Raw genomic sequence first — 12,548 nt, forward strand, 5'->3', positions numbered from 1 at the left:
CCCGTGACCCGAACCCTGAACAACCGCGCCATCCTGGCCTTGCGCTCGCTCGCACTGTTGCTGTGCCTGGCGTGCGCGAGTGCAGCACAAGCCTTTGACCTCCAGGGTCACCGCGGTGCACGCGCGCTGGCGCCGGAGAACACGCTCACCGGCTTCGAGCGCGCGCTGGCCATCGGCGTGAGCACGCTCGAACTCGACGTGGTGCTCAGCGCCGAGGGTGTGCCGGTGGTCTCGCACGACACCACGCCCAATCCCGACATCACGCGCGACGCCGAGGGACGCTGGCTGCAAACGCGCGGCCCGGCCTTTCACACGCTCACGCTGGCGCAGATCGCTGCCTATGACGTCGGCCGCATCAACCCCGCCAGCCGTTATGCGCGCGACTACCCGTTGCAGCAGGCGGTGGACGGCGAGCGCATCCCCACGCTCGCAGCGGTGTTCGAACTGACGCGGCGCGTGCAGGCCCGCCACGTGCGCTTCAACATCGAACTCAAGCGCAACCCCGAACGGCCCCAGGAATCACCCGAACCCGAGGCCTTCGTGCGCGCGGTGGTGGGCGTGATCCAGGCCAACGGCATGGCCGCGCGCTCGACCCTGCAGAGCTTCGACTGGAGCGTGCTCAAGGCCGCTCAGCGGCTGGCACCCAACATGGCCTTGTCCTTCCTCACCGTGCAGCGACCGCGCTTCAACAACCTCGACAGCGGGGTCTGGTCGGCCGGCGCCCGCCTGGCCGACTTCCAGGACGCGCCGGCCATGGTGGCCGCCGCCGGCGGGCGGGTGTGGTCACCCAACCACCTCGACCTGAGCCAGCGCGCCATTGAGCGCGCGCGCGAGGAAGGCCTGCGCGTGATTCCCTGGACGGTGAACGAGATTCCCGACATGGCGCGCCTGATCGACTGGGGTGTGGACGGTCTGATCACCGATTACCCCGACCGACTGCGCGAGGTGATGCAGCGCCGTGGCATGGCGCTGCCCCCCACCGCGCCGGGGCCTTGAGCGGGCAACGCGGAACTTTGCCACCGGGCGCCGTATCATTCCCGGCCATGCGCACCCTGTGGATCGCCCTGCTCATTGCCCTGCTGCCCCTGCGCGGCTGGGTGGGCGACGCCATGGCGGTGACGATGGCGGTCTCGCCCCACACGGCAGCGGCACTCGCGGTGACCGACGATTGCCCGCACGCTGCCTCCGCCCACATCGGCGAGCACGGCGGCCAGAACATCGGTCAGCACAGCGCCCAGCACGCCGAGGGACACACCGGCAGCCACGACGCCGGGCACGCCCACGCACCGGCCGACGCCGGCGAACACGGCGCGGTCAGCGCCCACCTGCTTTGCGACGTGTGCAACGGCCCGGTTCTGGGCAGCGCTGCACCGCTCACGCCGGATTCCCTGCAGGAACACGGTCTGCGCATCACGCGCACCGTACCGTTTGCAAGCCTGGCCCCGCGCCACGTCGTCAAACCCCCCATCGCCTGAGCTTTCGTACCCGAGGTGCGTCCGCACGGCGCGCGTTCTGCGCGCCGGCGAACGCTGGTCCGAATCGTCGGGAGATCTTCCATGCTCCCCTTGTCCCGTCTGGCGCCGCTGTGGCTGGCGCTGACCCTGGCCCCGCCGCTGGGTGCGGCCGGGCCCGACGACGCACTGCGCGCCGCCGACCCCGCCTCACCCGCCCCGGCGGTGAGCCTGCCCCTGCCTTCCCCCCAACGGGTGGATGCGCCCGAGTCGCCCGCCGACCTCGAGCGCGCGCGCGCTGTCTGGCGCGAGGCCAACCGCAGCGTGGCCGACTTCCCGCGCGGCCACATCGACTTGCTCCGCTGGGAGGCTGCCCAGCCGCAGGCTGCCGCGACGCCCGCCACGGGCGCGGCGGCTCCCGCCCCGCTCGGCCTGGCCGACGCCTTGCGCGCCTCGCTTCGCCAGCGGCCCGACCTGTTCACCCACGCCGGCATGAATGCACTGGCGCAGGCACGCGTGCGGGTGGCCTATGCCGATCACGTGCGCGAGGTGCAGCATGCGTGGATCGACGCCATCGCCACACGCGAGCGCGTGCGCCTGCGCGCTGCCGTGCTCGACGCCGCCCGCAGCGGCAGCGAGCTCGGCCGACGCATGGTGCGAGCGGGCAACTGGCCACAGGCCCGGTTGCTGCAGGAGCAGTTGATCGAATCCGCCGCATGGCAGGCCGAGGCCGACGCGGCGCTGGCCAGACAGGCCGCGCTGCAGCGACTGGCCGGTCTCATGGGCATCTGGCGTGCCGACGAGGTGCGCGCGCTCGGCGAACGGCTGGGTGCCGCACTGCCCGCCATGCCCGAGCGCCTGCGGCCCGCAGACGGCCTGGCGGCCGACGGTATCGAGGCCGCCGTGCTGCGCGCCGACCCGGTGCTGGCCCTGGAAGCCGCGCCCGCGCGGCGCGTGTTCGACAGCCTGCCCGCCGGCCGCTGGGCGGCCTGGGAAGCGGCCCGCGACGGCGCGATTGGCGCCATGCCTGAACCCACCGACGGCCGCGCCACACCGCCGCACATCGACGACCTGTCACTGCTGCGCGAGCACCGCCTGCTGGAGGCCGACGAGCACCGCGCGCGCCTGCTTGCGATGGCCAGCGAGCGCCGCGCCATGGCGCGCAACGCGTGGGCGCAACTGCAGGCGCGCCACGCCGGCGCGCTGCACGCCGAACGCGTGGTCGCAAGCCTGAAAGACGCACAGCAGCAGGAAACCCTGCTGCGCTACAACGGCATGTTCGACAGCACCTGGCAACTGCTGGCCAGCGCGCGCGAGCGGCTCGACGCACTTGACGCCGCCGTGATGGCGCGGCGCAGCTACTGGCGCGCACAAGCGAGCTGGCAGGCACTGCTGGCCGGTGGCGGCTTCGCGATGGATGACACGGCCAGCGCGGCAACACCCGCGGGCGGCAACGATGCGGGAGGACACTGAAATGGACATGCAACGCAGACACCTGTTTGCCGGCGCGGTGGGCGCCATGGGAGCCGTGGCCGCGGCCAGCGTGAGCCGCGTGGCCCTGGCCGCGCTGCCCGAGGCCGCACAGCAGACGTCGGCCGACACCGCTGCCCCCTGGACGCCGCCCGGCGTCACCGGCGCGGGTCGGCCCTACAACCCGGTGGTCACGCTCAACAGCTGGACCCTGCCCTGGCGCATGAACAACGGCGTCAAGGAGTTCCACCTGGTGGCCGAGCCCGTGGTGCGCGAGGTGGCGCCCGGCTTTCACGTCAACATGTGGGGTTACAACGGCCAGAGCCCGGGGCCGACCATCGAGGTGGTCGAAGGCGATCGGGTGCGCATCTACGTGACGAACCGCCTGCCCGAGCACACCACCATCCACTGGCACGGCCAGCGCCTGCCTAACGGCATGGACGGCGTCGGTGGCCTCAACCAGCCGCAGATCCCGGCGGGCAAGACCTTCGTCTATGAGTTCGTGGCGCGCCGGCCCGGCACCTTCATGTACCACCCGCACGCCGACGAGATGGTGCAGATGGCCATGGGCATGATGGGTTTCTGGGTCACCCACCCGAAGCAGAAACACCCGCTCATCGAGGACGTGCAACGCGACTACTGCTTCCTGCTCAACGCCTTCGACGTCACGCCCGGCAGCCGCACACCGCAGGTCAACACCATGCTGGAGCACAACATCTGGTGCTGGAACAGCCGTGCGTTCCCCGGCATCAGCCCGCTGGTGGCGCGCCTGGGCGATCGCGTGCGCGTGCGTGTGGGCAACCTCACCATGACCAACCACCCGATCCACATCCACGGCATCGAGTTCGAGGTCACGGGCACCGACGGCGGGCCCACACCCAAGGGCTCGCGCTGGCCGGAGGTGACGGCCGATGTGGCGGTGGGGCAGATGCGGCAGCTCGAGTTCATTGCCGACGAACCCGGCGACTGGGCCATGCATTGCCACAAGAGCCACCACACCATGGGCGCCATGGGCCACGGCGTGCCCACCATGATCGGCGTGGACCACCGCGGCCTCGTCAAACCACTGCAGCGCAGCGTGCCCGACTACATGGTGATGGGCGAGCGCGGCATGGCCGACATGGGTGAGATGCAGATGGAGCTGCCCGCCAACACCTTCCCCATGATGACCGGCACCGGCCCCTATGGCCCGATCGAGATGGGTGGCATGTTCACCGTGCTCAAGGTGCGTGCCGACCAGAAGGCCGGCGACTACAGCGACCCGGGCAACTACGCCATGCCCCCGGGCACGCAGGCTCGACCGGTGGAAACCGCGAGTGCTCCCGCGCCGAAGAGCGCGGCACCCGCCACGCCCGCACCCAAACCCGCGGCCGATGCGCGCAAGCCCGCCGGTCATCAACACCATTGAAGGAGAACCCATGACCCTGCAACGACGCCACCTTGCCGCACTGCCCCTGGCGCTGGCCCTGCCCGCCGCGCGCGCGCACGGCGAAGCCCACCACGGAAACAGGACCGAGGTCATCAAGGAGCAGAAGCCCTGGGGCATCGCCGGCGATGCGAAGGACGTGCGCCGCACGATCACCGTGCGCATGACCGACGACATGAAGCTCTCGCCCAACCGCATCGAGGTGCGCGAAGGCGAGACGCTGCGCATCCGCGCGGTCAACGCCGGCGCGGTGATGCACGAGATCGTGATCGGCACGCGCGAGGAACTCGCCGCCCACGCCGAGCTCATGAAAAAGCACCCCGGCATGCAGCACGACGAGCCCTACATGGCCCACGTACCGCCCGGCAAACAGGGCGACGTGGTGTGGCTGTTCAACCGCGCGGGCGATTTCGAGTTCGCCTGCCTGATTGCCGGCCACTTCGAGGCCGGCATGCGCGGCACACTCAGCGTGTTGCCGAAGAAAGGATGACCCCATGAACACGAACCGACGACAACTCCTGCTGGCCGGCGCTGCCCTGGCTCTGCCCTTCGCCGCAACGGCGCAGAACAAGCCGGCCCTGCCCGTTCTCCAGGTCTGGAAGGACCCGAACTGCGGCTGCTGCCAGGACTGGGTGGTCCACCTGCAGGCCAATGGCTTTGCGGTGCAGGTCTTCGACAGCGGCAACACCGCCATGCGCCGCCGCCTGCAGATGCCGGAACGGTACGGCTCCTGCCACACCGGCCTGGTGGCCGGCTACGTGATCGAAGGCCACGTGCCAGCACGAGAGATCCACCGGTTGCTGGCCGAAAAGCCGCAGGCCATCGGCCTGGCCGTGCCCGGCATGCCGGTGGGCAGCCCGGGCATGGACGCACCGATCTATGGCGACCGCAAGGACCCGCACGACGTGCTACTGGTGCTGCGCGACGGCAACGCGCGCGTGTTCCAGTCGTATTTCCGCACCTGAACCCGGAGCCGCCCATGAGCAAGTACATTGCCGCCATGCTGGCCCTGGTGGCCGCCTCCGCCCTCGGCGCCGACCTGCCCCCCGCCGAAGGCGAGGTGCGCCGCGTGAACGCCGCCGGCCAGGAGATCACACTGCGCCATGGCGACATCAAGAACCTCGACATGCCGCCCATGACCATGGTGTTCAAGGTGAAGGACGCCGCCTTGCTGGAGAAGGTGAAGGCTGGCGACAAGGTGCGCTTCACCGCCGACAAGATCAACGGCGCCTACACCGTGCTGTCCATCGAGCGCTCGCCCTAGGCCTGACACGCCAGAGGCGAGATCGCGGGTCGCTGGTCGCCCCGACCCGGAACCTGCCTCGCGTACGCGCCCACACATGGCTTTTCAGTTTATGAACTGCCATGAAGCGACTCAGTAACACGGGCATAGGTATCGACTCATCGTTTGGCAACAGAAACGTTTCGCTCAATGCCGATGCGCATACGCAGCCGGCCAGCACGCCAACCACCAGGACCTCGACCATCTCCGCGACGCAGCACCACACGCAGGTGATGACCAGCAAGCCGCTGAAGGAAGCCTGGCCAGAGACCCGCACCAAGATGATCGAGGTCGCGCAAGAACTCCGTAAGCGTGCGGAACACTGGGAAACGTACAAGTACGATGAGAAGCCGCACTACCGGAACATAGTCACGCCGGAGTCCAAGCGCAACCGCGCGGCCATGCTGGAGCGATCCATAGCACTGATGGACGACTACATGGCCAAACATCCCGAGGCAGCGAACGACTGCATCGAGGTGCACCACAGTGACCCCGATGCCGGTCAATTCCTCATGCAGCGGATCGCCACCACCCCCCCGGCGAACGTGCTGCAGGAATTCAGCCGTGGCGGATACCTGATCTATGCGGGTAACGACAGAAAGCGGTCGGACGGCCCGGAGCCGGGTGAATGCATCGTGGTTGCCTCGGCGCCGGAAGGTGGAGGAGGTGCCTTGAAGGTCATCAGCCCCTGCTGGGGACAAGAGGAACAGGCCTTCATGCAGATTCCGATGCTCCACATCGCCATCTACGGTGAAGGCTTCACGACGCGCTACAACAACCCGTCCGAGGGTAACCTGATGGAGATCACGCCGGTGCTGGTCAATAACGTGGTGCCCCTGGCGACGCTGGGCACTGGCGCCACAAGCACCAGAAAGCCCGAGCCCAGAAACGGGAGGGCGCCCGACTACAGCACAAGCGTGTTCCATGCCAGCGGAGAACAATTTGATCCGAAGGCGACGCTCCCGGCCAAGGAAGGCGCCAAGATCAAAGCGCTGTTCTATTCGTTCATCGACATGCGCAAGCGCCTCGAGAGCGGGGACATTGAATACCGCCTGGACGACCTGAAGGACATGGCCATCAGCGTGGGCAAGGCAGCCAAGCTGTATTCCGACAGCACGCCACCGAAACAGCAGCTGCATGGCATCGGCGTGGGCACCGGCATCTATGAACACGCGGAATGCGTCTCGGCCGCCATGACGATCATGATGCTGGCCCTGCAGGGCCGCGGCGCCCGGCTGTACTATGGCGAAGCCGCCTTCATGGCGGCACGCGACATGGTGCTCAAGGTCTTCGACGCCATGGCTCGCAAAGATTCACCGCGCGAGGGCTTTTTGATAGACGACTACGTGCAGGAACTGTTCACGCAGATTAATGCAGTGGTGCAAGACGAAAACAACGACAACAGGGTGCACTGGCGCATCGGCGGCTTCAAGAAGGGTCGCGAGGACAACCCACCGAGGTCGCAGGCCAGCCATCGAACCGCCGACCCATCTGTTCAGCAGGTCGTCAATGCCGACAACGCGAGCAAGGGGGCCACGGAAAACCCCCAAGAAGTCGACCTCAACACCGCGGTCAAGGTGTGACATGCATCCAACCCGGGGCAGTCGGTCTGTCGATCGAGCGCGTTTCTTGATCTGGATCAAGCCGCGGGCAAGGGGCGCAGAAAGTCCCTCAATGGCTCGCGGCCACCGTCGATAGCACCGGCAAGGGCTGGCACGGCGCCAACCCGCCTTGAGGATCGCCACATGCGAAACAACCTGCCCGTCACGCAACAGGAATTCGTCATTCCCGACGGCGTCACGCTGGTCTCGACAACCGACCTGAGCAGCCACATCACCTATTGCAACCCGGCATTCATTGCCGTCAGCGGCTACAGCCGCGAGGAACTGGTTGGCCAGCCGCACAACATCGTGCGCCACCCGGACATGCCCCCGGAGGCCTTCCGCGACATGTGGGTCACCCTCAAGAGCGGTTCGCCCTGGTCGGCGCTGGTGAAGAACCGGCGCAAGAACGGCGACCACTACTGGGTCATGGCCAACGCCACGCCCATCATGAGCAACGGGCAACCGGTGGGCTACATGTCGGTGCGCACCAAGCCCACGCGCGAGCAGGTGCAGCAGGCCGAGGCGCTGTACGCCCGCATGCGACAGGAGAGGGAACACGGCCATGTCACGGTGGCGCTGCACCGCGGTCGGGTTGTGGCCACCGGCTGGCGCGGCGCGCTGCAACGCGCCACGCGGCTCACGCTGGGCCGCACCATCGGGTTGGGCTGTGCGGGCCTGGCACTTGCTGGCCTGGCAGCGGGCCACGCCAGCGCCGTGATGGGCAGCGTGGGCAGCCTGGGTGCGGGTCTGGGCCTGCTCGCGCTGGCCGCACTGGTCGGCGCGGTGCTGCGCCGCCAGACCCTGGCGCCGCTGGAAGATGCCATACGCTTTGCCAACACCATGGCCGCGGGTGATCTCACCGGCCGCCTGCAGGCTGGCGGCGCAGTGGAGTTCGCCGAACTCAAGAAGGCCCTGAACCAGCTCAACGTCAACCTGCAGGCGGTGGTGGCCGACGTGCGCCACGAGGTCGAGGGTGTGCAAGTGGCCAGCCACCAGATCGCCAGTGGCAACCAGGATCTGTCTTCCCGCACCGAGGCGCAGGCCAGCAACCTGGAGCAGACCGCGGCCTCGATGGACCAGATGAACAGCACGGTCGCCCAGAGCGCCAGCACCGCGGGCGAAGCGGCCCGGCTCGCCGAGCGCGCCGCCGGCGTGGCACGCGAGGGCAACGCGGCGATGAGCCAGGTGATCACGACCATGGATGACATCAGCCGCAGCTCGGCGCGCATCGGCGAGATCATCCAGGTGATCGATGGCATCTCGTTCCAGACCAACATCCTGGCGCTCAACGCCGCGGTGGAGGCCGCGCGGGCGGGCGAACAGGGTCGGGGCTTCGCGGTGGTGGCTGCCGAGGTGCGCGGCCTGGCCCAACGCACGCTGGATGCCGCCAAGGAAATCAAGGGCCTGATCGCGGAATCGAGCAGCAAGGTGGAACGCGGCAGCGAACTCGTGCACAGCACGGGACAGACCATGGCCAGCGTGGTCGGTGCGGTCGAGCAGGTCAATGCCCTGATCGGCGACATCACCCACGCCACGCAGGAGCAATCCAGTGGCATCGCGCAGATCAATCAGGCGGTGGGCCAGCTCGATTCGGTGACGCAGCAGAACTCGGCCATGGTCGAGGAGTTGGCCGCGGCGGCCAGTTCGCTGCAGGCACAGGCGGAAGTGATGCACGAGGCGGTGCGGGTGTTCAGGTTGAGCAAGTGAACACGGGCTCACCTCGGTAACGCCTGGCAACGCCGGGCGTTTTTCAGCGTGCGCATGCTATGTTCTCGCGCACCATGCCCAAGACGCTGCGCTACACCCTGATCTCGCTCAAGGAGATGCTGCTCTCGGGCAGCCCGATCGTGCTGATCACGGTCGCGCTGCTTGGCTTCACCTGGTGGTGGCTCAACCCCAACCCGCCCAAGCGGGTGGTGCTGGCCACCGGCCCCGAGCAAAGCGCCTATGACGCCTTTGGTGAACGCTACGCGCAGGCGCTGCGGCGCAACGGCATCACGGTGGAGCTGGTGCGCACCGAAGGCTCATCGGACAACCTGGAGCGGCTGCGCCGCGGCGAGGTGGACCTGGGCTTCGTGCAAGGCGGCACGGCCGACATCGGCTACGACGACGAGGAGAGCATCGTCTCGCTCGGCAGCCTGTTCGTGGAGCCGTTGTGGTTCTTCTACCGCGAGGACGCTGCGCGCCGTCTCAACAGGAACAAGGGTCCCGTCATCACCAACCTCGCCGAGCTTGAAGGCTGGCGGGTGAACGTGGGCACGGCCGGCAGCGGGGTGCCGCGGCTGTTCAACACCTTGCTCGAGGTCAACCGCATCGAGCCACGCGAGATCGTGCTCAGCCGCCTGGAGCAGACACCGGCCACGGTGGCCTTCCTCGATGGTCAGCTCGACGCACTGGTTTTCGCCTCGGCGCCCGAATCGCTGATCGTGCAGATGCTGCTGCAGACGCCGGGCGTGCGGCTGCTCGACTTCGCGCAGGCAGAGGCTTACTCGCGCCGCTTCGGCTACCTCACGCCGGTGGTAATGCCGCAGGGCATGGTCGATCTCGCGAAGAACGTGCCGCCGCGCAACGTTCGCCTGGTGGCCTCCACCACCGGCCTGCTGGCGCGTTCGGGCACGCACCCGGCGGTGCTGCAGCTGTTCGCACAGACGGCGGTCGACATGCACGGCGGTGCGGGCTGGTTCAATCGCGCCCGGGAGTACCCCAACCTGGAGCACAGCGAATTTCCGATCGCGCCCGAAGCTGAGCGCGCACTCAAGGGCGGCCTGCCCTTCCTGCAGCGCTACCTGCCGTTCTGGCTGGCCAACGTGATCGAGCGCATGTGGCTGGCCATGGGCCTGATCATTGCGCTGGCGCTGCCGCTGTCGCGCATCGTGCCGCCGCTCTACACCTTCCGCATCCGCTCGCGCGTGTTCCGCTGGTATGCGGAACTGCGCGACATCGAGCACCGCTTCGAGGCTGGCGAGGCCACGGCCCCCGAGTTGCTCGAGCAGCTCGAAGCCATGGAAGGCAAGGTGGAGAAGGTGGTGGTGCCGCTGTCGTACACCGACGAGCTCTATGCCCTGCGCGGCAACATCCATCTGGTGCGCAAGAAGCTGCTGCGCAAGCTGGCGCCGACCACCGGCGCAGCGCCGGGGGCATGAAGCCGATCCGCCGCCGGGCCGCCCCAAGGCGGATCAGCCCCCTCGGGGGGCAGCGACCCGCGCAGCGGCGGAGCGTGGGGGCTAGCGTTTCCCGGAGTTCTTGAGCGCCTGCTCGGCCACCGCGTCAAGCGCCTCGTCGACCACACTGTGGTCGGCCACCATGCGCAGCTTGTCCTGCTCGATCAGGCGGTCCACGCCGCGGCGCGTCATCGACAACGAGCGGCCCGAGGCCGAGCCGAACAGGAACAGCGTGCCGTGCGGGCTGGCCCAGGTGAGCTGCACGCGCAGCAACTGGCCGTCCTGCAACAGGTCGAACCAGCTGCCCACGGTGAGCGAGGACGCGTCGCGCAACGCCATCTCTGCCTTGATGTCGGACCAGTCGCGCTGCATCGGCTGCGTGTTCTGGAACGCGGGCTGGGTGCTCTCGGGCAGCGAATCGTCGTAGAAGTTGGTTTCCTGCGCCTCCTGGTGGCGCATCCACAGGTCAGCGTCCTCGGGGTTGAGCACGCTGGCGTCGGGCTCGCCCGCAGCCTCGGCGGCGGCGGAACGCTCGCTGCGCTGGGTCTTGTAGGCCGCTTCGTGCACGCCCATCAAGGTCTGGAAGAAGGCGTCCACTTTCTCGCGCGGGTAGTCGATCGAGTCCAGTCCCTCGCGCAGGGTACGCAGCACGGGCGGAATCACCTTCACCAGCCGAGGCCGGTTCTGGCTGGCCAGGGCAAGCTGGCACGACCACAGCAGGTCGGTGAGGATGTCCACGAAGCGCTTCGCGTCCGAATCGCCCGACTGCAGGGACGGACGCTCACTCTCGTCGATGCGGGCCTTGGCCACCACCAGCGCCCACACACCCGTCAGGAATCGCCGCACCGGGCCGGGCGCCTTGGGGTAGTCGGGCCGGGCGCGGAACTCCTCGGCCACCTTCTCGGCCAGCAGCTTGCGCTGCTCCACGCGCACCAGCGTCTGCATGGCACGCCCGCGCGCCTCCACCTCGCCGCGCGGCACCGACGCGTCCTGCGAGCGGCGCAGGCGGTCGAGCTCGGTCGGAAAGCGCTCCTCAAGCCGGACACCCGGGCGGCGGAGTTCGTTCACCGTGCGACGCAGCTCCGACAGGAAGGTGCTGAAACCCGCCTCCTGCTCGCTGGTGAACGCCAGTGCGTGAGCGGTCACGTTGTCGAGCAGGCGCCGCGCGGGGTTGTCGCGGTCGGCAAAGAAGCGCGGGTTGTCGCGCGCCAGTTCGAGCAGCGCGGGTTTCATGTCCTGCAGCTGGGAGCGCACCGGCTTGAGCAGACGCTTGTCGCCGGCAATGCGCTGCATCATCAGGCTCACCACCTCGGCGGCAATCGAGCGCGTCATCTCGACGCTGACGGCATGGCCGTTGGCATCGTCGCTGCCCACGAGCAGTTGGTGCAGGTGGTCCAGCGTGAGCAAGGCCTCGCGCTCGGTCATCGGTCCGTCGAGATCCGTGCCCGCCAGTTCCTCCTCGACGACGGCGCGCGAGTCGGGTGCGGTGACCACGTTGTAGCCCGCAGGCTTGACGCCCTGCCCGGCCAGCATGTTGTCCAGCCGCAGGTACATGTCGGACAACGCCTTGCCCAGCGACGCCCCACCCACCTGGAGCCAGCGAGCCCGCACCGGCGCGGGCACATTGACCGCCTTCAGCGCCGACAGCAGGGTGTCGACGTATACCTGCACACGCAGTGGGTTGGCCTCAGCGTTGACGGCGCGAAATCCCTGCGCGGTCGACAGGCGTGCCGTGAATTCGTGGAAATGGTCCTCGGCGGCCATGGTCACGGCCTGCTGAACGCGCGCCACCTCCACCTTCTCCTGCACCTGGTCGTCGCCCATCAGCTCGAGCTCGTCCAGCCGCAGCGAGGTGCGCCGCGGCAGGCCCATGAGATCGGTGGGCGCCTCTTCCATTTCTTCGGCCAGCGCCGACAGCCAGTGGCGCGCCACTGGCTCGCGCTGGCGCTGCAAGGCGCTGTAGGCGTCGATCAGCGCCGTGCGCTCGGTGTAGTTGGGGGCCATGGCCTCGCGCTCGCGCAACAGGGCCTGCAGTCGGTTCAGCCATTCGGGAACCCACTGGCGCGTGAGCTCCAGGGCTTCGTTCAGGCACTGTTCGAATACCGGTAGGGGGGCGTTGGGCATGTGGCAGTCGGGGGCACGCAAAGGCCCTGG

11 protein-coding genes are annotated in these 12,548 nt (G+C 68.3%); 10 read left to right on the forward strand and 1 reads right to left on the reverse strand.

Annotated features, from left to right (window positions below; genetic code table 11):
• Window positions 1-3 precede the first annotated feature (3 nt).
• The 10 genes from M3149_RS16455 to M3149_RS16500 all read left to right on the forward strand — a co-directional run bounded on the left by M3149_RS16455 (window position 4) and on the right by M3149_RS16500 (window position 10,376).
• A complete protein-coding gene (locus M3149_RS16455; protein WP_251710629.1) occupies window positions 4-996 on the forward strand; it encodes a glycerophosphodiester phosphodiesterase in 993 nt (330 codons plus the stop codon).
• 47 nt (window positions 997-1,043) lie between these two features.
• Window positions 1,044-1,475, forward strand: coding sequence for a hypothetical protein (locus tag M3149_RS16460; RefSeq protein WP_251710630.1), 432 nt, complete (start codon window positions 1,044-1,046; stop codon window positions 1,473-1,475).
• An 81-nt stretch (window positions 1,476-1,556) separates the two neighbouring features.
• A complete protein-coding gene (locus tag M3149_RS16465) occupies window positions 1,557-2,924 on the forward strand; it encodes a hypothetical protein (protein ID WP_251710631.1) in 1,368 nt (455 codons plus the stop codon).
• A gap of 7 nt (window positions 2,925-2,931) precedes the next feature.
• Window positions 2,932-4,329, forward strand: a complete 1,398-nt coding sequence (locus tag M3149_RS16470) for a multicopper oxidase family protein (RefSeq protein ID WP_251710632.1) — start codon at window positions 2,932-2,934, stop codon at window positions 4,327-4,329.
• Between the two features lie 10 nt (window positions 4,330-4,339).
• On the forward strand, window positions 4,340-4,837 hold the full coding sequence (locus tag M3149_RS16475) for a cupredoxin domain-containing protein (protein ID WP_251710633.1): 498 nt from the start codon (window positions 4,340-4,342) through the stop codon (window positions 4,835-4,837).
• A gap of 4 nt (window positions 4,838-4,841) precedes the next feature.
• Window positions 4,842-5,312 (forward strand): DUF411 domain-containing protein, encoded by a 471-nt coding sequence (locus tag M3149_RS16480; protein WP_251710634.1) that lies wholly within the window; start codon window positions 4,842-4,844, stop codon window positions 5,310-5,312.
• A 14-nt stretch (window positions 5,313-5,326) separates the two neighbouring features.
• On the forward strand, window positions 5,327-5,611 hold the full coding sequence (locus M3149_RS16485) for a copper-binding protein (RefSeq protein ID WP_251710635.1): 285 nt from the start codon (window positions 5,327-5,329) through the stop codon (window positions 5,609-5,611).
• Window positions 5,612-5,712: 101 nt separating this feature from the next.
• Window positions 5,713-7,212, forward strand: a complete 1,500-nt coding sequence (locus M3149_RS16490) for a hypothetical protein (protein ID WP_251710636.1) — start codon at window positions 5,713-5,715, stop codon at window positions 7,210-7,212.
• Between the two features lie 162 nt (window positions 7,213-7,374).
• Window positions 7,375-8,940: a methyl-accepting chemotaxis protein gene (locus M3149_RS16495; protein WP_251710637.1), complete on the forward strand. Its 1,566-nt coding sequence runs from the start codon at window positions 7,375-7,377 to the stop codon at window positions 8,938-8,940.
• Between the two features lie 74 nt (window positions 8,941-9,014).
• Entirely contained in the window at window positions 9,015-10,376 is a 1,362-nt protein-coding gene (locus tag M3149_RS16500) for a TAXI family TRAP transporter solute-binding subunit (RefSeq protein ID WP_251710638.1), read from the forward strand.
• Between the two features lie 81 nt (window positions 10,377-10,457).
• On the opposite strand, the gene M3149_RS16505 is transcribed toward M3149_RS16500, so the two are convergent.
• Window positions 10,458-12,518 (reverse strand): DUF1631 family protein, encoded by a 2,061-nt coding sequence (locus tag M3149_RS16505; RefSeq protein ID WP_251710639.1) that lies wholly within the window; start codon window positions 12,516-12,518, stop codon window positions 10,458-10,460.
• Between the last annotated feature and the right edge of the window lie 30 nt (window positions 12,519-12,548).

The sequence above is a fragment of the Hydrogenophaga intermedia genome (genome assembly GCF_023715105.1).
GTDB lineage: Bacteria > Pseudomonadota > Gammaproteobacteria > Burkholderiales > Burkholderiaceae_C > Hydrogenophaga > Hydrogenophaga intermedia_A.

What these genes read in the sequence shown, in the direction of transcription:
- M3149_RS16460 (WP_251710630.1), top strand. Translation starts at nt 1,044, where the DNA reads ATGCGCACCCTGTGGATCGCCCTGCTCATTGCCCTGCTGCCCCTGCGC.
- M3149_RS16465 (WP_251710631.1), top strand. Translation starts at nt 1,557, where the DNA reads ATGCTCCCCTTGTCCCGTCTGGCGCCGCTGTGGCTGGCGCTGACCCTG.
- M3149_RS16470 (WP_251710632.1), top strand. Translation starts at nt 2,932, where the DNA reads ATGCAACGCAGACACCTGTTTGCCGGCGCGGTGGGCGCCATGGGAGCC.
- M3149_RS16475 (WP_251710633.1), top strand. Translation starts at nt 4,340, where the DNA reads ATGACCCTGCAACGACGCCACCTTGCCGCACTGCCCCTGGCGCTGGCC.
- M3149_RS16480 (WP_251710634.1), top strand. Translation starts at nt 4,842, where the DNA reads ATGAACACGAACCGACGACAACTCCTGCTGGCCGGCGCTGCCCTGGCT.
- M3149_RS16485 (WP_251710635.1), top strand. Translation starts at nt 5,327, where the DNA reads ATGAGCAAGTACATTGCCGCCATGCTGGCCCTGGTGGCCGCCTCCGCC.
- M3149_RS16490 (WP_251710636.1), top strand. Translation starts at nt 5,713, where the DNA reads ATGAAGCGACTCAGTAACACGGGCATAGGTATCGACTCATCGTTTGGC.
- M3149_RS16495 (WP_251710637.1), top strand. Translation starts at nt 7,375, where the DNA reads ATGCGAAACAACCTGCCCGTCACGCAACAGGAATTCGTCATTCCCGAC.
- M3149_RS16500 (WP_251710638.1), top strand. Translation starts at nt 9,015, where the DNA reads ATGCCCAAGACGCTGCGCTACACCCTGATCTCGCTCAAGGAGATGCTG.
- M3149_RS16505 (WP_251710639.1), bottom strand. Translation starts at nt 12,518, where the DNA reads ATGCCCAACGCCCCCCTACCGGTATTCGAACAGTGCCTGAACGAAGCC.